Annotated in this window: 16 protein-coding genes; 10 read left to right on the top strand and 6 right to left on the bottom strand. The window is 69.9% G+C overall.

The features are described 5' to 3' along the window. Nucleotides 1–124 precede the first annotated feature (124 nt). The 6 genes from ACIRFL_RS35000 (at nucleotide 125) to ACIRFL_RS35025 (ending at nucleotide 8,210) form a co-directional block, all read left to right on the top strand. Nucleotides 125–304, top strand: coding sequence for a hypothetical protein (locus ACIRFL_RS35000; RefSeq protein ID WP_404036847.1), 180 nt, complete (start codon nucleotides 125–127; stop codon nucleotides 302–304). Between the two features lie 45 nt (nucleotides 305–349). Continuing rightward, nucleotides 350–3,022, top strand: coding sequence for a family 78 glycoside hydrolase catalytic domain (locus ACIRFL_RS35005; protein ID WP_404036850.1), 2,673 nt, complete (start codon nucleotides 350–352; stop codon nucleotides 3,020–3,022). After that, nucleotides 3,019–4,215 (top strand): family 1 glycosylhydrolase, encoded by a 1,197-nt coding sequence (locus ACIRFL_RS35010; protein ID WP_404036853.1) that lies wholly within the window; start codon nucleotides 3,019–3,021, stop codon nucleotides 4,213–4,215. Before ACIRFL_RS35005 ends, ACIRFL_RS35010 begins: the two co-directional genes overlap by 4 nt. A 116-nt stretch (nucleotides 4,216–4,331) precedes the next feature. Continuing rightward, nucleotides 4,332–4,940, top strand: coding sequence for a TetR/AcrR family transcriptional regulator (locus ACIRFL_RS35015; protein ID WP_404036855.1), 609 nt, complete (start codon nucleotides 4,332–4,334; stop codon nucleotides 4,938–4,940). Nucleotides 4,941–5,268: 328 nt separating this feature from the next. Then, entirely contained in the window at nucleotides 5,269–6,996 is a 1,728-nt protein-coding gene (locus ACIRFL_RS35020; RefSeq protein ID WP_404036952.1) for an AMP-dependent synthetase/ligase, read from the top strand. Nucleotides 6,997–7,058: 62 nt separating this feature from the next. After that, nucleotides 7,059–8,210: a serine hydrolase domain-containing protein gene (locus tag ACIRFL_RS35025; RefSeq protein WP_404036858.1), complete on the top strand. Its 1,152-nt coding sequence runs from the start codon at nucleotides 7,059–7,061 to the stop codon at nucleotides 8,208–8,210. A gap of 166 nt (nucleotides 8,211–8,376) precedes the next feature. On the opposite strand, the gene ACIRFL_RS35030 is transcribed toward ACIRFL_RS35025, so the two are convergent. From ACIRFL_RS35030 to ACIRFL_RS35040, 3 genes are all read right to left on the bottom strand, one after another. Continuing rightward, a complete protein-coding gene (locus ACIRFL_RS35030) occupies nucleotides 8,377–9,732 on the bottom strand; it encodes a hypothetical protein (protein ID WP_404036861.1) in 1,356 nt (451 codons plus the stop codon). 113 nt (nucleotides 9,733–9,845) lie between these two features. Then, complete coding sequence (locus ACIRFL_RS35035; RefSeq protein ID WP_404036864.1) at nucleotides 9,846–11,492, bottom strand: tannase/feruloyl esterase family alpha/beta hydrolase; 1,647 nt, start codon at nucleotides 11,490–11,492, stop codon at nucleotides 9,846–9,848. 257 nt (nucleotides 11,493–11,749) lie between these two features. Then, complete coding sequence (locus tag ACIRFL_RS35040) at nucleotides 11,750–12,709, bottom strand: LysR family transcriptional regulator (RefSeq protein WP_404036867.1); 960 nt, start codon at nucleotides 12,707–12,709, stop codon at nucleotides 11,750–11,752. A 141-nt stretch (nucleotides 12,710–12,850) separates the two neighbouring features. On the opposite strand from ACIRFL_RS35040, the gene ACIRFL_RS35045 reads away from it, so the two are divergent. From ACIRFL_RS35045 to ACIRFL_RS35055, 3 genes are read left to right on the top strand one after another with little or no spacing between them, the layout of a single operon-like run. After that, a complete protein-coding gene (locus tag ACIRFL_RS35045; RefSeq protein ID WP_404036870.1) occupies nucleotides 12,851–14,197 on the top strand; it encodes an MFS transporter in 1,347 nt (448 codons plus the stop codon). Further along, nucleotides 14,194–15,726 (top strand): class I adenylate-forming enzyme family protein, encoded by a 1,533-nt coding sequence (locus ACIRFL_RS35050; RefSeq protein WP_404036873.1) that lies wholly within the window; start codon nucleotides 14,194–14,196, stop codon nucleotides 15,724–15,726. Before ACIRFL_RS35045 ends, ACIRFL_RS35050 begins: the two co-directional genes overlap by 4 nt. Before the next feature lie 29 nt (nucleotides 15,727–15,755). Continuing rightward, nucleotides 15,756–16,505: an SDR family NAD(P)-dependent oxidoreductase gene (locus tag ACIRFL_RS35055; protein ID WP_404036875.1), complete on the top strand. Its 750-nt coding sequence runs from the start codon at nucleotides 15,756–15,758 to the stop codon at nucleotides 16,503–16,505. 66 nt (nucleotides 16,506–16,571) lie between these two features. Here ACIRFL_RS35055 and ACIRFL_RS35060 read toward each other — a convergent pair whose 3' ends face one another. Beyond that, complete coding sequence (locus ACIRFL_RS35060; protein ID WP_404036877.1) at nucleotides 16,572–17,141, bottom strand: carboxymuconolactone decarboxylase family protein; 570 nt, start codon at nucleotides 17,139–17,141, stop codon at nucleotides 16,572–16,574. Nucleotides 17,142–17,186: 45 nt separating this feature from the next. Beyond that, on the bottom strand, nucleotides 17,187–17,954 hold the full coding sequence (locus tag ACIRFL_RS35065; protein ID WP_404036879.1) for an SDR family NAD(P)-dependent oxidoreductase: 768 nt from the start codon (nucleotides 17,952–17,954) through the stop codon (nucleotides 17,187–17,189). A 135-nt stretch (nucleotides 17,955–18,089) separates the two neighbouring features. On the opposite strand from ACIRFL_RS35065, the gene ACIRFL_RS35070 reads away from it, so the two are divergent. Next, nucleotides 18,090–18,572, top strand: coding sequence for a MarR family winged helix-turn-helix transcriptional regulator (locus ACIRFL_RS35070; RefSeq protein ID WP_404036881.1), 483 nt, complete (start codon nucleotides 18,090–18,092; stop codon nucleotides 18,570–18,572). Between the two features lie 93 nt (nucleotides 18,573–18,665). Here the strand turns inward: ACIRFL_RS35070 and ACIRFL_RS35075 are convergent, their stop codons facing one another. Further along, entirely contained in the window at nucleotides 18,666–20,312 is a 1,647-nt protein-coding gene (locus ACIRFL_RS35075; protein WP_404036884.1) for a carboxylesterase/lipase family protein, read from the bottom strand. Nucleotides 20,313–20,396 lie beyond the last annotated feature (84 nt).

Consider the following 20,396-nt stretch of genomic DNA (forward strand, 5'->3'; position numbering starts at 1 on the left):
CAACGTCCTGTGGGCCATGATCCGTGACGGAGCGTGCTATCACGCTTCACCTACCGTCACGGCTGCGGCTTGACAACACGATTGGGATGTCCTTCCGGGCGGCGACAAGGACGTTTCGAAGTTCATGTCGCTGGTCGTGATCGCCGACCAGCTTCCGCGCTCCGTCGGGCCGATGATCGCGCCCGCCGTCATCGCCGTCGGCGGCATGACGGCTCTGGGCGGCTACCCCCTCCTCTATCTGTCCGCGGGCGTGATCGCGATTCTCGGCGGTCTGCTCGTGGGACGCGTCCGCAGCGTCAGCTGACAGCAGCCGCCCACCGACGATCCGTACGCAAGGAGAAGCACCGCCATGCAGCACATCCTTCCGCCCACGCGGCTGTCCGCAGGCGAGCAGGCCGGCATGGGAACACTCGCCGCCCCTGCTCCGACGGTCAGCTGGCTCCCGCCTGCCGGCGTGGCGGAGCAGACGGCGTACGAGATCGAGGCACGCGGGAACGCGGGTGCCCCGCGGCGTCATCGGGCTGCCGGTTCCGCACCGCTCGCACCCTGGCCGTGGTCGCCGATACCGAGCCGGACGCATCTCTCGCTCCGCGTGCGGGTGGCAGCCGGCGACGTCTGGTCTCCCTGGTCGGCGCCGTTGTCGGTGCGCTCCGCCCTCTGGGAGGAGCAGGACTGGACGGGACGCTGGATCTCGCCGCCCGACCCGGATGCCAGGACCGTCGACCGTGGCGCGTGGGACCTGCGCACTTCCTTCGCACTCGCCGATGCGCCCTCGCAAGCTCGTCTGTACGCGACGGCGTTGGGCATGTACGAGGTGGCGGTGAACGGTCGCCGTGTCGGTGACATCGAACTGGCCCCCGGCTTCACGAGTTACGACGCGACGCTCCACGCCCAGGCGTACGACGTCGCGGAACTCCTGCGTCCAGGCACCAACACGATCGTCTTCACCGTCTCCGACGGCTGGTTCCGCGGCCGCAACGGCGGCAGGCAGCTCCAGAACGTCTGGGGTGAAACCCTCGCCGTACGCGCCCAGTTGGAGGCCGAGGACGATCGGGGCGTCACCACCGTGGCGGCCGCGACCGGCGCCGGTTGGAGCGTCCGGCCTTCGCGTGTCACCCGCGCCGACCTGATGCGCGGCCAGGCGACCGACCTGCGTATCCGGAACGCCGAAGCGCCGGCCGAACCGGTCCGGGTGGACGCGGTCACGGCACCGGTCCCGAGCTGGTCGCCTGCGCCACCGGTGCGCCGCGTGGACGAGTGGCGGCCCCTCTCGGTCACCGCGCTGCGGGAGGGGGTGTCGATCGTGGACGCGGGCCGGAACATCTCCGGCCGGCTGCGCCTGCGGAACCTGGGCGAGCGCGGCGCGCGCACCACCCTGGAATTCGCGGAGCATCTGGCGACGGACGGGGACGTGACGACCGAGCACCTCGACATGGTCGCCTTCGACGGCGAGAAGCTGGTGTTCCACCAGATCGACGAGGTCGTCTCCGACGGCGGGGCCGGGGAGTTCGAGCCCCGGCACACGGTCCACGGCTTCCGCTACGTCCGCGTCACCCACCCCGGCCGCAGCCTGCGCGCCAACGACATCACCGTGGTGGCGGTCCACTCCGACCTGGAGCGGCGCGGCTGGTTCACGTGCAGCGATCCCGACCTCGAACGGCTCCACCTGGCTGCCGACTGGAGTTTCCGCGGCAACATCGTCGACGTCCCCACCGACTGCCCGACACGCGAACGCTCCGCCTGGACCGGGGACTTCGGCCTGTTCGCACCCGTCGCCGCAGACCTCTACGACATCTCAGGGTTCGGCCGCAAGTGGCTGCGGTCCGTGCGGGACGACCAGCACGCCGACGGGGTGCCCGCCATGTTCTCGCCCGACTCCGAGCGGATGAAGGCACGGCCGGACCATCCCGGCCGCGCGGCCGGTGGCTCGGCGGCCTGGGGCGACGCCGTCGTCGACGTGCCGTGGGCGCTGTACACCGAGTACGGCGACGCCACGGTCCTGGCGGAGAGCTGGGAGAGCATGCGCTCCTGGGCCGAGTACGCCCTGCGGTGTGCCCGCGAGATCCGCCATCCGTCCCGCGTCTCCCGCAGTGCGGGGCCGGCGCCGCACGAGCAGTACATCTGGGACGGCCCGTTCCACTTCGGCGAGTGGTGCGAGCCGCGCCCTCCCGGCACCCCGCCGCCCACCCTGGCCGAGGTGATGGCCCACGACCAGGGCGAAGTCGCCACCGCCTATCTGTGCCGCACCCTGACCCGGCTCGGCGCCATCGCCTCCGTCCTCGAACGCCCCGAGGACGCTGAGCACTTCGGCGTACTGGCCGAGCGAGTACGCGAAGCCTGGCGCACCGAGTACCTGCGCCCCGACGGGCGTACCACCGCGGACTCGCAGGCCGGGTACGTACGCGGGCTGTCGTTCGGCCTCATCCCTGGGGCACTGCGCGAGGCGGCCGCGGCCCGGCTCGTCGAGCTCGTCCACGACAACGACGACCGGCTCGCCACCGGCTTCCTCACCAGCGGGCTCCTGCTGCCCGTCCTCGCCGACTCCGGCCACGCGGACGTGGCGTACACCCTCCTGCTGCGCCGGGGCATCCCCTCGTGGCTGGGCATGCTCGATCGGGGCGCGACCACCGTGTGGGAGGAGTGGAACGGCGTCGACGACGACGGCGAAGCCCACGCCTCCCTCAACCACTACAGCAAAGGCGCGGTGATCCAGTTCCTCCACGGGTACGTGGCGGGGCTGCGACAACAGCCGTCGTCGGTGGGCTGGGAGCGCTTCTCCGTCCACCCCCGCCCCGGCCCCCTCACCGCGGCGCGCTTCCGACGCCTCACCCCGCGCGGTGAGATCGACGTCGACTGGCGGCTCGACGGCACCCGCTTCGAGCTCGCCGTCACCGTCCCGCCGACCACCACCGCCGAGATCGTCCTGCCGAACGGTGAGATCCACCACCGGGGTGTGGGCCGCCATCTGTTCGCCTGTGCGGCCACGTCCGCCCACCAGATATCGAAAGAGCCGATCCGATGACCAACTTCCTGTGGGGCGCCGCCTCTTCGGGCCACCAGACCGAGGGAAACAACACCAACAGCGACTGGTGGTGGATCGAGAACCAGGAACACAGCGCCATGGCACGCAGTGGCGACGCCGTCGACAGTTACCACCGCTACCCCGAGGACATGCGCCTGCTCGCCGACGCGGGCCTCAACTCGTATCGCTTCGGGCTCGAATGGGCCCGGATCGAACCCGCACCCGGCGAGTTCTCCCGCTCCGCACTGGCCCACTACCGGCGCATGATCGACACAGCGCTCGGCCTCGGGCTCACGCCCGTCGTCACGCTGCACCACTTCACCAATCCGCTGTGGTTCGTCCGCGAGGGCGGCTGGCGCGGGCCGAAGGCCGTCGAACGCTTCGCCCGTTACGTGGAGCAGGCGAGCACCATCCTGGGGAACGTTCCGTGGGTATGCACCATCAACGAGCCCAACATCCTGAGCCTGGCGACGCGCATGGTCGACAAGCTCGTGTCGGGTGAGGCGACATCGATGACCGTCGCCGCGCCGGTCGGCGGCCGGCTGCCCACCCCTGACCCCGCCATCGGCGCCGTCCTGGCCGAGGCCCACGCCGCCGCCCGGGACATCCTGCGTACCCGGACCGACGCGAAGACGGGCTGGACCGTCGCCTGCCAGGCCCTCACCGCGGCCCCGGGCAGCGAGGCGAAGTTCGCCGAGGTGAAGTACGTCTGGGAGGACTTCTATCTGGAGCACGCCCGGGGCGACGACTTCGTCGGCGTCCAGGCGTACACGAGCCAGAGCGTCGACGAGAACGGGGTCGTCCCCCACCCCGCGCACCCGGACAACACGCTCACGGGGTGGGCCTACCGTCCCGACGCGCTCGGCATCGCGATCCGCAACGCGGCCGCCGTGACGGGCGGGGTTCCGATCGTCGTCACGGAGAACGGCATCGCGACCCGGGACGACGAACGCCGGATCCAGTACACGTCCGAAGCGCTGCACGCCCTGTTCGCGGCGGTGGACGACGGCATCGACGTGCGCGGCTATCTGCACTGGTCCGCTCTCGACAACTTCGAATGGGGGCACTGGGGACCGACGTTCGGCCTGATCGGGGTCGACCGTTCGACGTTCGTCCGCACGCCGAAGCCGAGTCTGCGGTGGCTCGGCACGCTCGCGCGCGACGGTTTCCGCCGGGGTGACGCCGCGGCCTGATACCTGCTCGGCCATGTTCGGGGCCGCTACAGGTGTCTGGGAGCAAACAAATTCTTACCCGAGTAAGATTTACACCCGGCACCGGTAACGACCATGTGGATGGAGACTGTTCGGCCGTGGCGAACGCACGAGGACCGTACGCGAAGAGCACTCGGGTGAGGGCGGCCGCGGTCGAGGCCGCGGCCGAACTCTTCGGGGGCGCCGGCTACCGGGGGGCGACCTTCAAGGACGTCGCCGACAAGCTCGGCATGACCGCCGCCGGCCTGTCCTACTACTTCCCCGACAAGGATTCGCTCCTCCGGGCCGTTCTCGAAGAACGGGACCGGCCGGCCGTCACGGCGGAGACCGCGCTGCCGCCGTCGCCGTCCCACGCCGAACTCACCGACCACGTGATGGCGATCCTCTCCGAGAACATCGGACACCCCGGCCTCGCCGAACTGCACTGCGTCCTCTCGGCGGAGGCGACCTCGGCCGATCACCCGGCTCACGAGCACTTCCGCGACCGGTACCGCAAGGCCCGGGAGCTGTTGACCGACGCGCTGAGCGCTGCTGCCGCCCACGGCGAGATCAGGTCGTCGGTGCCCCCGCGCGCCCTGGCCACGCTGCTGCTGAGCGTCCTGGACGGGGTGCAGCTGCAATGGCTGCTCGACCCCGAGGAAGTGGACCTGCGGGAGACCGTGCGGGCCTTCGTCTCCGACCTGCTGGCACCTTCATCCCCTGCATGAGGGGGCCGGCGCAGCCTTGCGTCAGCACGTGCGCGCCGGCAGGTGGAGGTCCTGCCGGTGCAATGAGCCGAGGTGCGAATCCGCGGAGGCCACAGAAAATCTAACCGTGCTCAGATATTGACGGCAGGGCTCGCGGCAATAAAATCTAGCTGCTCCTAGATTTTCGCGCACGACGCGCACCGCGCAGCCCGTACCGCACGAGGCTCACCCTCCACCGGGTTCGGTTGCCGCTTCACCGACTTGGCGGCCTTCACGCCAGTCGCGCGCTCCTCCCCTCCCGGCCCCAAGGAGAGCAACCGTGCCGAACGCAGACACACCCCCGGCCAAACTGCCGCCGAGCCCCTTGTCTTTCGCTACACGTCCGCCCACGGTCGCGCACCTGTTCCTCGATCGCGTACGGGCCAGCCCGGATGCCGTCGCGTACCGGTTCCCTCTCCAAGGCGGGCCGGAGTGGGGGGAACTGACGTGGAGTCAGTCCGACCGGCGCGTCCGGGCGATGGCCGCCGGGCTGCTGTCCCTGGGCCTCGCTCCGGCCGATCGTGTCGCCATCGCCTCGAGTACGCGCATCGAGTGGATCCTCGCCGACCTTGCGGTGATGTGCTCGGGCCTGGCCACCACCACGGTCTACCCCAACACCAACGCCGACGAGACCGCGTTCGTCCTCGCCGACTCCGGCAGCCGGGTCCTGTTCGCCGAGGACGCCGAGCAACTGCGCAAGGTCGTCGCCGAACAGGACCGGCTCCCCGAACTGACCACCGTCGTACTGTTCGACGAGCCCGACGGCCAAGCCCCCGGCCCCACCGGGCCGTTCACCGTACTGACTCTGTCCGAGCTGGAGGAGCACGGCCGGGGCCACCTCGCCGCGCATCCCGACGCCATCGAGAAGACCGTCGGCCAACTGAACCGCGACCAGCTGGCCACCCTCATCTACACCTCAGGAACGACCGGACGCCCCAAGGGAGTTCGGCTGGTACACGACTGCTGGTCGTACCAGAGCGCGGCCCCCGTCATCGCCGGTCTGCTGCGCCCCGACGACGTGCAGTTCCTCTGGCTTCCGCTGTCGCACGTCTTCGGGAAGACGCTTCTGTGCGGACAGATCGCCACCGGCCATGTGATGGCCGTCGACGGCCGCGTTGACAAGGTCGCCGAAAACCTGCGCACCGTCCGGCCCACGGTGACGGCGGCCGTACCGCGGATATTCGAGAAGATCTACGGCGGCATCCTCGCCCTGACAGGGGGCGTCAACGCGCAGGGCCATGGCGCGGCCCGTGCGGCCTTCGGGGGTCGGCTGCGGTTCGCCGTCTCCGGAAGCGCGCCCCTCGCACCGGACATCACCTCCTTCTTCCTCGACGCCGGCGTGCCGGTCCTGGAGGGGTACGGCCTCACGGAGAGCGCGGCCGGATCGACGATCAACCGCCCGGACGACGTGCGGGCCGGGACCGTCGGCCTGCCCTACCCGGGGACCGAGATCCGGATCGCCGAGGACGGCGAGATCCTGCTGCGCGGGCCGAGCGTCATGCGCGGCTACCACAACCTGCCCGCGCAGACCGCCGAAGTCCTCGACGCCGACGGGTGGTTGCGTACCGGCGACATCGGCGCGCTCGACGACGACGGGCACCTGCGGATCACCGACCGCAAGAAGGACCTGCTCAAGACGTCCGGCGGCAAGTACGTGGCGCCCAGCGAGATCGAGGGCCTGCTCAAGGCACACTGCCCGTTCATCGGCAACGTCGTCGTCATCGGCGACCGGCGCGCCTACTGCACGGCCCTGATCTCCCTGGACGCCTCCGTGCTTCTGCCGTGGGCCGAGCGGCACGGCCTGCCGGGTGACTACGCGACCGTGGTGGGCGACCCCCGTACGCGCGGCCTTGTCGACAGCTACGTCCACACCGTGAACGCGAACCTCCAACGCTGGCAGACCATCAAGAGGTTCACCTTGCTTCCGCGTGAACTTGACGCCGAACACGGCGAGTTGACGCCGAGCCTCAAGGTAAGGCGAGCCGTCGTCGCCCGCGGCTACGAGAGCGAGATCTCCGCGATGTACGACGCGGGCTGAAGCGGATTTCCGCGCCCGCCGCCTCCCCTCCCCGTAATTCTCTGTGAAGGAGACGCACTCCCATGTCCTCGACCAGCCGCACACACCAGGCGATACGCGACCATGCGCAACGGGCCGTCGACGACGGTGTCTGGCCCGCGGCGCAGTTCGCCGTGGCCCGCAACGGGGAGTTGCTGGCCTTCGAGTCGTTCGGTCGGGCCCGTGACTCCGACCGGTTCTGCATGTTCTCGGCGACCAAGCCGATCGTGGCCTCTGTCGTATGGCAGCTGCTCGGCGAAGGGCTGATCACCCTGGAGACCCGGGTGGCCAAGGTGTGGCCGGAGTTCGGCGCGCACGGCAAGGACGTGATCACCCTCGAACAGGTGCTGCTGCACACCTGCGGGTTCCCCAACGCCACCCTCGATGCCACGACGGCCACCACCCGCGACGAGCGCGCCGCGCTGATGGCGGACTGGCGGTTGGAGTGGCAGCCCGGAACCCGTTACGCGTACCACGGGTACTCGGCACACTGGGTCCTGGCGGAGCTGATCCAGCGGCTGACGGGCCAGGACCACAGGCAGGCGGTACGCACACGGGTGCTGGATCCACTGGGCCTGAAGCGCCTCGAACTGGGCGTCCCCAAGGAGCGGCAGGGGGACCTGAAGCGGGTCTCCGCGACGGGCAAGCACGCCGTGGACGTACTCGAGGCCCTGCTCGGACGCCCTGTCGACGAACAGGCCCTGGACGCGAGCGAGTCGGCCGTCCTGACCGTCGCCAACGATCCGGAGCTGATCGCGCTCGGTGTGCCCGGCGCCAACGCCTTCTCCAACGCCGCCGACGTGGCGATCTTCTACCAAGAGCTGCTCTGGAACTCGTCGCAGGTGTGGCAACCCGACGTTCTCCAGGACGCCACACGCCGCATCCGCAACACCCTCCCCGACGAGATACTGATGGGAGCCCCCGCCAACCGCACGATCGGCCTGACCGTGACGGGTCCCGGGGACGGTGTCGCCCTGGAGATCCCCTCTCTCGGCATCAGCGCATCGCTGCGCCCCTTCGGCCCCCACGTGTCGGAGCACGCCTTCGGGCACGGCGGGGCCGGTGGCCAGGCCGCCTGGGCGGATCCGGAGTCAGGTCTGTCGTTCTGCCTGCTGACCAACGGCATGGACCGTGACGCTGTGGCCGACCGACGGCGGCACGACGCCATCGAAGGACTCGCGGCACAGTGGGCCTGAGCGGTAATTCCCCCATGGGCCTGAGCTGTCCTTCTACGGCAGCCGATGCCGCGGTCCCGAGCCCCCGCCGGCCTCCGGCGAGTTCGGTGAAGTAGGCCGTCGCTGTGGCGAGTTGGCCGCCGACCCGAGGTACGGGGTCGGCGGCCAACTGCCGCTCCAGACCCGGTCAGCCGGCGTTGACCGGACAGGCCGGGAAGAACCTGCGGGCCGGGTTCCGGCTCGCGGTCGGGTCGGTGAAGCGGCAGCCGAAGGACGGGTCCGTGACGGCCTTCGGGTCGGTGATGTCATCCCCCTCAGGACGTGCGGAGGCGGGCGCCTTCGCACCTCCGGCTTCCACCCACGTCTGCAGGTCCTTCCACGCCTTCCCCGCCTCCGCGGGCGTGAAGTCGCAGTGGTCGCTCCCCCGGATCGCCCGCTGCACGAGGAGGTCCGACTGGCCGTTTCGGGCGACCTCCTTCGCGTAGATCTGCTCCATGGACAGCGGCACGAACAGGTCACCCGCGTCGTGCAGCGACAGCACCGGCACCCGTGGCTTGCCGACGATCCGCGGGACGGAGTTCAGAGCCATGCTCCGCCGCTCCTTGAAGCTGGCGGGCCCCACCCGTTCGATGATCGGGTTGACGTCCACCGGAGTGGTCGGCGTGTAGCGGGTGTGCAGGTTCTGCGCCACGGACGGGCCGCCGGGCGCGAACGACAGCAACGCGGTGCTGTACGAGGCGAAGGAGGGGTCGGCTCCTGGCCGGGGGCCGCCGGAGAGCTGGACGGTGATCTGCTGGAGTTCGCGGCCGAGTTCGTTGTCCGGCGTCTGGCCCGGCTGAAGGCCCGCGAGGCCGAGTTTGGTCATGATCTGCGGCAGGTCGGTGGTCCCGTAGTCGGCCGGAGCCGGGTAGGCGCGCACGCCGGACAGTGCCTGGGCGACGAGGTTGACGTCGAGGTAGTAGTCGAAGAGGCGGTTGTCTCCCAGCTGCCCGCACATCGGCAGGGCCCCGTCGTAGTAGTGGGGGTACTGCTCGAGGGAACGCCCGATCACGTGGCCGCCCATCGAGACGCCCGCTATGTAGGTGCGGCTCGGGTGGTGGCCCAGGAGTGCTGCCGCGTGTTCGGCGAGGTCGTGGGAGCTGCTGACTCCCACGCCGGCGTCGTAGCCGTTGCGGGTGTAGCTGGATGCCGCCCAGGCGTAGCCCTCCTTGACGAAGGTCTCCCGCAGCCCGAAGGACGGCGGATCGACCCTGAGCACAGTCCCGGCGCCGGTGAATCCGTGGGCCCAGATCACCAGCTTGCCGTTCCAGTTGGGCGGTACTTCGAGGTCGAAGGCGGCGTGCTCGTGGATGCCCTGGATCACGCGCGTCGGCCGGCCGTCGACGGTCAGGGGGGCGAGCGGCGGGTTGTCCACCGTGTAACCGGGCAACGGCTGCGCCCCGTCGGGGTCGCCCCCCGCCGCGGCGGCCGGTCCGGCGAGGGACAGCGCCACCAGGGTGGAGCAAGCGGCGATCGCGCCCGCGCGGGCTCTTCGGGACTGCACTCTCGGCCTCCAGGAAGCTGTACGGAGCTGGTGGTGGGGCTACTTGGCATCGGTGCCGTGCCACTGCGGACCGGGCGGGCCTTGGCACGGCGCACCGAAGCGGTCTAGCGGTCTTACGGTCGTCCCGAGCTCTCCCGGCAGGTGAAGCTCGCCGCGGACTGCGGGTCACCGGTTCCGGCATAGTGCGGCCACGTGGGGTACGCGCAAAGGGGGCGTGTGCGCCCCTTGTTGGCCGCGTTGGCGTCGGTGACCACCGGGTGTCGGGGCGCCTTGCCCTGGTCCGTCCAGTCCTCAAGGGCGCTCACCGAGTCCCAGCTCGCCGCGTAGGCAGGCAGGAAGTTGGCGTGATTGGCGCCGGGGACGAGATACAGCCGGGCGAAGCGGTCGGTGGCCTTGCCGCCCACCGTCTTCCGAACGCGCTTGTAGTAATCGACAGTTGAGTGATAGCTGACGATCTCGTCCGCCGTGCCGTGAATGAGGAGCAGCTTGCCGCCGGCCCGTGCGAAGGCGCTGAGGTCGGGGTCGTTGACGTCCTGGAGAGCCGACAGTTCACTGATGCGCTGCCGCCATTTGCCTGGATGGACCGGGTCGACGTCGAGCGAGTTGTACGCCGGGTCTCGCGTGACGAAGTGCTTCACCCACTGCTCCCAGAACTGGACGCCGTAGCCGCTGGTCGCCGGCATGGGGTTGGCCGGGGCCTGGGTCCCCTGGCCCAGGACGGGCGTGGCCATGTTGGCGCCGGAGAGATAGGGGATGCCCGGGTAGCCGGTTTCTCCGCTGGCGAGCCGCTTCCAGCGCACCGGCGACGAGACCGCCTCGATGGCCCGGATCTGTTCGTCGGACAGGCAGGTGTCCGCGCTCTCGACGTCTTCCGGGCAGCGCAGGGTCCGCGGGTCGAAGTGGCAGCCTGCCTCGTCGGAGACGACGCCGTCCCGCAGGCCGTCGCCGCCGTCGCAGGCGCTGATGACGCTGCGGTACAGCAGGGCCTGCTGGGCCGGGCCGGGGAAGGCGCCCGGTTTGGACATCACTTGGGCTTCGTAGCCGAAGAACAGGTCGAGGGTGGCGGCGTTCCAGGCGGGGTACGCGGAGATGACCCCGTCGAAGTCGGTGGGCCAGCGCTGGGCGACAGCGAGTGCTTCGCGGCCGCCGCTGGAGCCGCCGGCGAAGTAGCTGTGGGCGGGCTTCGCCACTCCGTAGTGTCTGCCGAGGAGGAACACGGCGGTGTCGCGGGTCTTCTTGAGCGCGTCGCCCGCGAAGTTGCGCACGGCCTCGTCGTTGACGCCGAACGAGCCGTCGAGGGACGAGCCCCCTGCCGCCTGGTGCCCGGAGTCGCTCGCGAAGGTGGCGTAGCCGCGGCCCAGGGGTGTGCGCCGGTCGCCCGGCCCGTACGGCACATTGCCGGTGACATCGGGGATCGCACCGTCGTAGCCGCCCCCGCCGAACATCATCGCCCTGTTGTTCCACTGGTCGGGCAGGGCGACGCGCATCTCGATGTCGGGAGCGCTCGGGTCCACTGGATGTATCGCCGCGTCGACCTGGCAGTACGACCCGATGGCGGTGGGTCCGTCACCGGAGGCGCCCACCGTCCGAGCGCTCGTCACCTCCGCGCCGGTGGTCGGCATGCCGATGGCGGCCGCGGGGATCTTCACACCCTCCAGTTCCGCACAGGAAGCGGTCCTGGGGGTGGCGTGCACGGAGGGTGCCAGTGCGCCTCCCACCAGCGTGAACGCAAGTCCGGAAGCTGCAAGGATTCTCTTCACCCAGTCCTCCACGCGTCGGGGTCTTCAGCCGCGTACCGAACTCGCCGGGACGGGCGCATCGGGGGCGCCCCTCAAGCCCAGGACACACGCCTCAGGGCAGGTGCATGCCAATGAGGGGCATGCTCCGTCGCGAGCAGGAGTCGGCGGTCGGTCCACTGTGACGGTGCGTTCACGCACGGGCAACGTGCGGGAAATGGCTAGTTGTGCGCCGCGGGAGTGCAGAAAAGTTCAGTCCACGTAGCGTCGGGCCTCGCGGCTCAGTGACGTGACGGCCGCACCTCGCCGGCGGGCCGGGGACGTGACTCGGTCGACGCCTCGGCTCCCAGGAACATCTGCTCCATCTTCCGCATGGTGACCTGGAGTTCGCGCACCATCGCGGCCACCGCGGGCCGCCGCAGCGTCTCGGCTCGCGCGACCAGCCAGTAGTCCATCCTGATGGAGATCTCGTCCTTCAGGACCCTGGTCAAGTCGTCGTGCCGCGCGGCCAGGAACGTCGGGAGAAGTCCGAGGCCGCCGCCCGCCCTGGTGGCCTCGACATGAACGAACACGTTGGTGGAGGTCACCGAGTCCCGCATCTCGGGGAGATAGCGCCGACCCACGTCGAGGTCGTCGACCTGGAGCATGGAGGAGATGAAGTACACGAGGTTGTGCCGGTCCAGGTCGTCGATCGAACCCGGCGCGCCGTGCCGGCTCAGGTACTCGGGCGACGCGAACATGCCCAGCACGTAACCGCCCAGCCGGAACGCCTGCGCCCGGACGACCCGGGGCTCACCGACGACGACCTCGATGTCCAGTCCCGACCGGTGCTGCGCCGCCCGCCGGGTCGCGGAGACGATCTCGACGGCGAGACCGGGATGACGCCGGTGCAGCCGGGCCGCGGCCGGGGCGGCGACGAACGTGCTGAACGCGTCGGCGGCCGACAGCCGCACGACGTCCTCGATGACCGGCTCGGCGTCCGGGTCCGCTTCCAGTTCCAGCAGTACCCGGTCGAGCCGCTCGGCCGCCGCCAGAGCGCGCTCACCGAGCGGGGTCAGCTCCCAGCCGGAGGCGGAGCGGAGCAGCAGCTTTCCCCCAACGGCCTGCTCCAGGGCGGCGATTCGACGGGATACCGTCACGTGGTTGATCCCCAGGGCTTCCGCGGCGCGACTGAAACGGCCGCTGCGGGCGACCTCCAGCAGGATCAGCAGGTCATCGGCACTGGGTCGCGTCGTCGGCATCTGCACATATTTGCAGATGCGGCCTGCAGATCAACCCATGAACTGTGCATTGACGTAACTTCGGCCGCTCCGAAGACTCGTGAACACACCCCGGCGCAGGGCGACTGGGGCCCTTCCACGACACACGGACAAGGAAGTCCCATGTCCTCAACCGCACCGTCCTCCGGTTCCGCACTGCGCCGGATCGTCTTCGCCTCCATGGCGGGGACCGTCGTCGAGTGGTACGAGTTCTTCCTCTACGGCACAGCCGCGACGCTGGTGTTCGGCAAGCTGTTCTTCCCCTCCGGCGGCAGCGAGCTCGACGGAATCCTCGCCGCGTTCGTCACGTACGCCGTCGGATTCGCGGCTCGCCCCCTGGGCGGCGTGGTGTTCGGTCACTTCGGCGACCGTTACGGGCGCAAGACCCTGCTCCAGGTCAGCCTCGTCATGGTGGGCGTCGCCACCTTCGCCATGGGCTGCATCCCGAGCTTCGACTCCATCGGCTACGCCGCACCGGCCCTGCTCGTCACCCTGCGCTTCCTCCAGGGCTTCGCGGTCGGCGGTGAGTGGGGCGGCGCGGTGCTGCTCGTGGCCGAGCACAGCCCGGACAACCGCCGCGGATTCTGGTCGAGTTGGCCGCAGGCGGGCGTGCCCGCCGGGAACATGCTCGCCACGATCGTGCTGCTCATCCTCACCTCGACGCTGTCGGACTCCGCGTTCCTCGCCTGGGGCTGGCGCGTGGCGTTCTGGCTCTCCGCCGTCATCGTCCTCATCGGCTACTACGTGCGGACGAGCGTCACGGACGCACCCGTCTTCAAGGCCGCCCAGGCGAAGCTGGCGGAGACCTCGAAGACCGGCTACGGAGTGCTTGAGGTGCTTCGGCGCTTTCCCCGCTCGGTGCTGACCGCGATGGGTCTGCGCTTCGCCGAGAACCTCATGTACTACCTGGTCGTGACCTTCTCGATCACCTACCTGTCGACCGTCGTGAAGACCGGAACGACGACGATCCTGCGTCTGATGCTGCTCGCACACCTCGCGCACTTCATCGCCATCCCGCTCGTCGGCGCCCTCACCGACCGGGTGGGCCGCCGGCCCGTCTACGCCGTCGGGGCCGTCCTCAGCGGCACCTGGGGGTTCTTCGCCTTCCCGATGATGGACAGCGGGCATGACGCGGTCATCCTCGCGGCGATCACGATCGGCCTGCTGTTCCACTCGCTGATGTACTCGGGCCAGCCCGCGATCATGGCGGAGATGTTCCCCACCCGGATCCGCTACTCCGGGATCTCCCTGGGCTACCAGGTCACGTCGATCCTCGCCGGTTCGCTCGCGCCGATCATCGCCGTAGCCCTCCTGGAGGACTTCGACAGCTCGACCCCGATCGCCCTGTATCTCGCGGCGGCCGCCGTCCTGACGCTCGTCGCGGTGGCTTTCGCGCGCGAGACACGGGGCACGTCGCTGGCCGCGCTCGACGAGCACTTCACCACCGCGCAGAAGGAAGCTCACGCATGACCACCGGCACCTTCAAGTCCACGTGGGAGTCGGCGGTGCTGGAGCACGCCGGCCGCCCGTTCCTCCTGTTCCGCTCCGCGTCGGGCACAGTGACGCAGTGGTCTTACGGAGAGTTCGACGCCGTCGTCGCCCGCACGGCCTCCGCGCTGCGCGCCGCCGGGGTAGAGGCGGGCTCGCCGGTGCATCTCGCGCTGCGCAACTGCCCTGCCTTCATTGCTCTTTGGCTGGCGGCGACCCGGATCGGGGCCTGGATCGTGCCCGTGGACCCGGCGTCGGCGGCACGCGATGTGGCCTCTCAGGTGCGTCGTGTGCGCCCGGTCGTCGGGGTGTGCGCCGCCGACCGGGCCGCCACGTACCGGGAAGGCGCGGGCGTCACGGTTCCCGTCGTGATCGAACTCGCCGAGGACGCCTGCGACGTCACGGAGTCCGGACCGCTCGCCGGGGGTGTCACCGCATCGACCGCTCCCGAGGTGACCCCGGCCGACCGGCTCGCGGTGATGTTCACCTCCGGCACCACGTCCGAGCCCAAGGGCGTGCTGCTGACCCAGGCGAACTACGCGCATGTCGCCACGACGATGGCTGCCGCCGCACACCTGGAGCCGCGCCACCGTTGGCACGTCACACTGCCCCTGTTCCACGCCAACGCGCAGTACTACTGCATCGCCCCGGCGATCGCGGTGGGCGCGAGTGTCGCGCTGAGCGCCACCTTCAGCGCGTCCGGCTGGATCCCGCACGCCAGGGAGCTCGGCGCCACTCATGCCAGCCTCTTCGCCGCGCCGATCCGCATGATCCTGGCCCGCCACGCGCACGACGAGCCGCCGCTGCGACTGGAGCACGTCTGGTTCGCGCAGAGCCTGGGCGCCGAACACCACGCGGAGTTCGCGCGGCTCGTCGGGACGCGCCCACGCCAGCTCTACGGAATGACCGAGACGGTCGCGATCGTCTGCGCGGACACGGCCGAACCACCGACGCATGACGTGATCGGAACTCCCTTGCCCGGGCGCCGGGTTCACGTCGCCGACCCGGCCGGACGGGGCATCGCTCCTCCGGGCGTCCCGGGCGAACTGTCCGTCCTCGGCACCCCGGGCGTGGACCTGTTCGCCGGTTACCTCGACGACGAGCGGACGACGCAGAGCGCCTTCCGGGCGACCGCGGACGGCACCTGGTTCGCGACCGGCGACCTGGTGTCCGCGGACGCCGACGGCGCCCTGAGGTTCGTCGGCCGCGTCGACGACGTCATCAAGGTGTCGGGCGAGAACGTCAGCCTCACCGAGGTCGAAGCCGCCGTGGCCCAGGCGCCAGGGGTCCTCGAGGTCGCCGTGATCGCGCAACCCGATCCGGTACGCGACGTCGTACCCGTCGCGTACGTCGTCGCCCGCGACCCCGACAACCCTCCGCACAGCAGCGACCTCGCACAGTGGGCCGCCAACCATCTCGCCCCGGCGGCCCGGCCCCGCGCATGGCACTTCCTCGACGAACTCCCCCGCACCAGCGTCGGGAAGGTCCGACGCTTCCGCATCCCCCGCTGACACACCACCCGACGTAGAAGGAGAGCGCGATGGAGACCATGTCACGGACCGCCCTGGTCACCGGTTCCGCACAGGGCATCGGCCGGGCCATCGCCGAACGCCTGATCTCGGACGGCCACGACGTCGTCCTCCTCGACGTGGCCGATCACGTACACCGGACGGCCAAGGAGATCCGGGCGGCGGAATCGCTCCAGGTCGACGTGCGTGACCTGGAAGCCCTGCGCGCGGCGATCCACGGGGCCGCCCGCGACCACGGATCGCTGGGCATCCTGGTCAACACGGCGGGCACCTGCGGCAGGGAGTCCTTCGAGGACCTCAGCCCCGAGGCCTGGCACCGCGACCTCGACACCAACCTCACCGCCACGGCCTTCGCATGCCAAGCAGCCGTCTTCCCGCACATGCGCGAGCAGGGCTGGGGCCGGCTGGTGAACATCGCGTCGGTCTCCGGCAAGGTGGGCGGCATCGGCCCGGTCGACGCGGACGGAAGCGGCGGCCGCTCCGGGGCCGCGTACGTGTCGGCGAAGGCGGGGGCGATCAACCTGACCCGCTGGATCGCCCGGCAGGTCGGCCACTGGGGCATCACGTGCAACGCGGTCGCGCCGGGGCCGATCGCCTCCCCGATGGCGGCGGGCGGCGAATACGGCGTGGACGACCAGCCCATCCCCCGCTTCGGCACGGCCGCCGAGGTGGCCGGCGCGGTGTCGTATCTCGTCTCCCCCGGCTCCGACTACACCACCGGGACCTGCCTCCACGTCGACGGAGGACGGGTGCCGGCGTAAGGCGTGTCGCCCCGGGGCCGAGCCAGGTCTTCCTCGGCCCCGGGGCGATCCGGCCCGTGCTGCCGACTACTTGGTGATCCAGGTGCCATCGCTCTGGGCGTCGATCGGGATGTCGAGCGTGAGCATGAAGCCGGAGATCATCCGGTAGAAGCCGATGACGATCAGGGCGTCCGCCAGCTCCTGGATGCCGAAGGTCTTCAGGCTGTTCTTGAAGAGCACCGCGGGTGCCTTGCCATGCCGGAGCACTCCCGCCGCGAAGCGCAGCAGGACACGGTCGCCGTCGGAGAACAGGGAGGGGTCGTCCCAGCGGTCCTCCGCGATCGCCAGCATCTGCTCGTCCTTCACGCCGGCCGCCCCCGCTATGGAGACGTGCTGGTCCCACTCGTAGGCGTTGTTCTCCTGGGTCGCGACGAACAGCACCAGAAGCTGAACGCTGTACTGGTCCAGCGTGAGCCGCTTGAAGACGGCGTCCGTGAGGTCCATGACCTCGACAAACGTGCCCGGGCTGTGGGCGAGCATGCGGAAGAGGTTGACCTTGACGGGAACGTCGTCGAAGCGCTCCCTCACCCGCTCGGGGAGTTCGTCGAGGTTCGGGAAGGGGACGTCAACGGTCGAGTAGAGCGTGGGATGAGACATGTGCACTTCTTTCCGGGGCGTGAACGGGACGGTGCGGCGGGAGGCTCAGGCCATCACCATGCCGCCGTCGACGTGGAGCACCGTGCCGGTGACGAATCCGGCGTCCGGCGCCAGCAGATAGCTGACCGCGCCCGCGACTTCCTCGGGCCTGCCCATGCGGCCTGCGGGGATGTTCTCCACGCCGTACTCCGCGTGTGTCGTCATCGCCGACTCGATCGGTCCCGGGGCGACGCTGTTGGCCGTGATGCCCCACTTGCCTGCCTCGCGGGCGATCCACCGGGTCAGGTTGATGACACCGGCCTTGGACGCGGCGTACGCGGCGCCCGAGCGTCCGCCCGACCCGTCGGCGTGCACGGGTCCGACGCCCCCGACCTTCCCGGAGACCGAGGCCACGTTGACGATGCGACCGTGCCCCTGCTCGCGCATGTGGGGGAAGACGGCCGCCTGGCACAGGAAGAACAGGCCGGTCAGGTTGGTCGCGATATCCGTGTCCCAGGCTTCACGGGTCATGTCCTCGAAGGAGTCACGGTGCGCGGTTCCCGCGCAGTTGACGACCGCGCCGAGTCCGCCTGTCTGCTCGACAAACCGGTTCAGCACCGCGCGCACGCCGTCCGTGTCCCGCAGATCCAGTCGGTAGGAAGCCGCAGCACCCACGGCGGCGGCCTGCTCCGCGACCTTCTCCTGTACGTCGATCATCCCGACCGCCCAGCCCTCGGCCGTCAGCCGCTGGGCGATCGCCAGGCCGATGCCGCTCGCGGCGCCGGTCACGAGGACGGACTTGGGCACACCTGTCGTGGGGGCTTCGCTGCTCATCTGTTCTTTCTCCTCTTTCCGAAGGTCCGCAGGCCCCGTGCACCTCGCCGCGCACCGCGCCGGCAGGAGTCCCGCAAATAGGGAAAGGACCTTGACCTAATTGCCACGGTAAGAGGCCGCGGTTAATATGTCAAAGTGCTTGACCTAAACCGACCGGATCGCTTCGACCGCGACGTCACGCTCTTCTACTTCGCCTACCGGGCCTTCACGAGCGCCGCCGACGACGCCCTCGCGCGCCACGACATGGGCCGCCCCCACCACCGCATCCTGGTCTTCGTCGCGTGCTCGCCGGGGCTGAGCGTCGGCGAACTGTGCGGCACGATGGGCCTGACCAAGCAGGCCATCAACGCCCCCCTGCGCCGGCTCATCACGCACGGTCTCATCGAGATGCGGCCGAGTGAACGGGACCGTCGCCGCAAGGAGTTGTATCTGTCGGCGGAGGGCGCCGAGCTGGAGCGGTCCCTGCACGCTCGTCAGCGCGAGCTGTTCCAGGAGGCGCTGGGCGAGGCCGGCCCCGCCGCGGCCGAGGGGTGGCGCGCCTTCATGGCGGCGCTGGCGGGGTCCGGCTGGGCCGCGTTCAGCGCGACGCTCGACGGCCGCGGCGAACCGAATCCCTGAGGGGGTCCGCCCCCACACAGACATGTGCCGCCGCATGCGGCGCACCCCCGGGTCAGGTCGGGCGTGCGTCACATGCGGCGGCTGACTGGTGGTTCAGCTTCCCTGGACCGGGTGCTCCTTCCAGAAGCGGTACTGGTGTGCCGCTTCGAGGTCGACGGTGTGCACCCCGTCGGAGCCCGAGCCGAGGTTCATGGCGTCCGAGGACTTCTGGTAGGCGGGCCAGTGCGGCGAACCGGGACCGTTGGGGTTGCCCGTGGCGGCGAAGCGCGTCCAGTAGTCGATCATCTGGTTGCTCAGCACCTTCTGCGCGGGCGTGAGGGATCCGAACGAGCCGACGAAGAGGTACCCGGAGTCCGAGCCGTGGTAGACACCGAGGTCGACACCGGGGATGAGCGGCGGAACCGTGGTGTCGTTGAACTCGTACAGGTACAGCGGCGCGTTGCCGGTGCTCTTCAGCAGGTGGGCGCTGTTGAGGTAGGAGCACCAGCTGAGCAGGCCGCGGGGCATGCAGTCCGTCGAGAGCGTCGAGAGCGCGGTGAACGCGGACGGGTACTTCGACAGGGGGTACTGCGCGAGTACCGCGTCGGCGTCCTTGCCGAAGGTGTCCCGGATGAACTTCTCGTAGCTCTCGGCCGTGACCGGCTTGCCCGCCAGGTCGTTGCCGAGCGCGATGTAGACGCTGGTCTCCGAGTGCGTACCTCCGTAGATGGTCGGGATGGGCGGACTGCGGCGGGAGGCGAGCGCCTTGGCGGGCTGCTCCGGCAGCACGGTCGTCCCGGCCAGCGGGAACCAGTCGAAGCCCGACTCCCCGGCCGTCGAGGCCAGGTCGGAGGCGTTCTTCTGGCGGAGGCACCCGACGATGTCCGCGTTCGAGCCGGTGCATCCGGACTTCGCGGCGAACTTGTCCCCGTTCTGCTCGCCCTGCGCGAGGGTGTTGAGCTGAGCGGTGCACGACCCGCTCTGGACGATCGACTTGTCGAGGAGCCCCTTGCTGCCCGGTGACGCCAGTTGGTAGCAGGTGCTCATGGCGCCGGCCGAGATACCGAAGACCGTGACGTTGTCCGGGTCGCCACCGAACGCCGCGATGTTGCGCTGCACCCACTTCAGGGCGGCCTGCTGATCCTGCAGCCCGTAGTTGCCCGAGGTGCTCGCCGTCGTGTCCAGGCCGGCGTGGGCGAGGAAACCAAAGGCGCCCAGGCGGTAGTTGAGGGTGACGGCCACGACGTCGCCGCGCGTGGTGAGGGTACTGGTGTTGTTCTCGCTGCCGCTTCCCCCGGTGAATCCGCCACCGTGGATGTAGACCATCACGGGCTTCTTCGACGGGGTTTCCGGCTTCGGCCTCGGCGTGGTGACGTTCAGGTAGAGGCAGTCCTCCGAGCCGGTCACCCCGACCGGGCTCTTCACCATGCAGGTGCTTCCGGGCTTGGTGGCGTCCCGGGTCCCGGACCAGGACGCGGCCGGCCGGGGCGGCTGCCAGCGCAGCTCCCCCACCGGGGGCGCGGCGAACGGTATGCCGGAGAAGGACCGGTAATCGTCGGCGACCGTGCCCTTCACGAGTCCCTTGTCGGTCTGTACGACGGCCGGGTCGGTCTGCGGTGCGGCGCTCGCTCCCGTCGTGGCGAACAGGGTGGCGGCGGCGATGGTGGCGGTGGCCACCGCGACCTTTACGGTGACCATGGCCCGGCGCGCCGCTGTGCGGGGCAGTCCTCTGTCGCGTGGTGCCAGTAATGACTTGATCATTACGCTCCTCTTCGGTGTGCGGGGTGACTCTCGGCTTCTTGCGTTCCTTTCGATCTCCGTGCGGCCGCCGGGCATGTCTCGGCG

Source organism: Streptomyces sp. NPDC102462 (assembly GCF_044765425.1).
Lineage (GTDB): Bacteria > Actinomycetota > Actinomycetes > Streptomycetales > Streptomycetaceae > Streptomyces.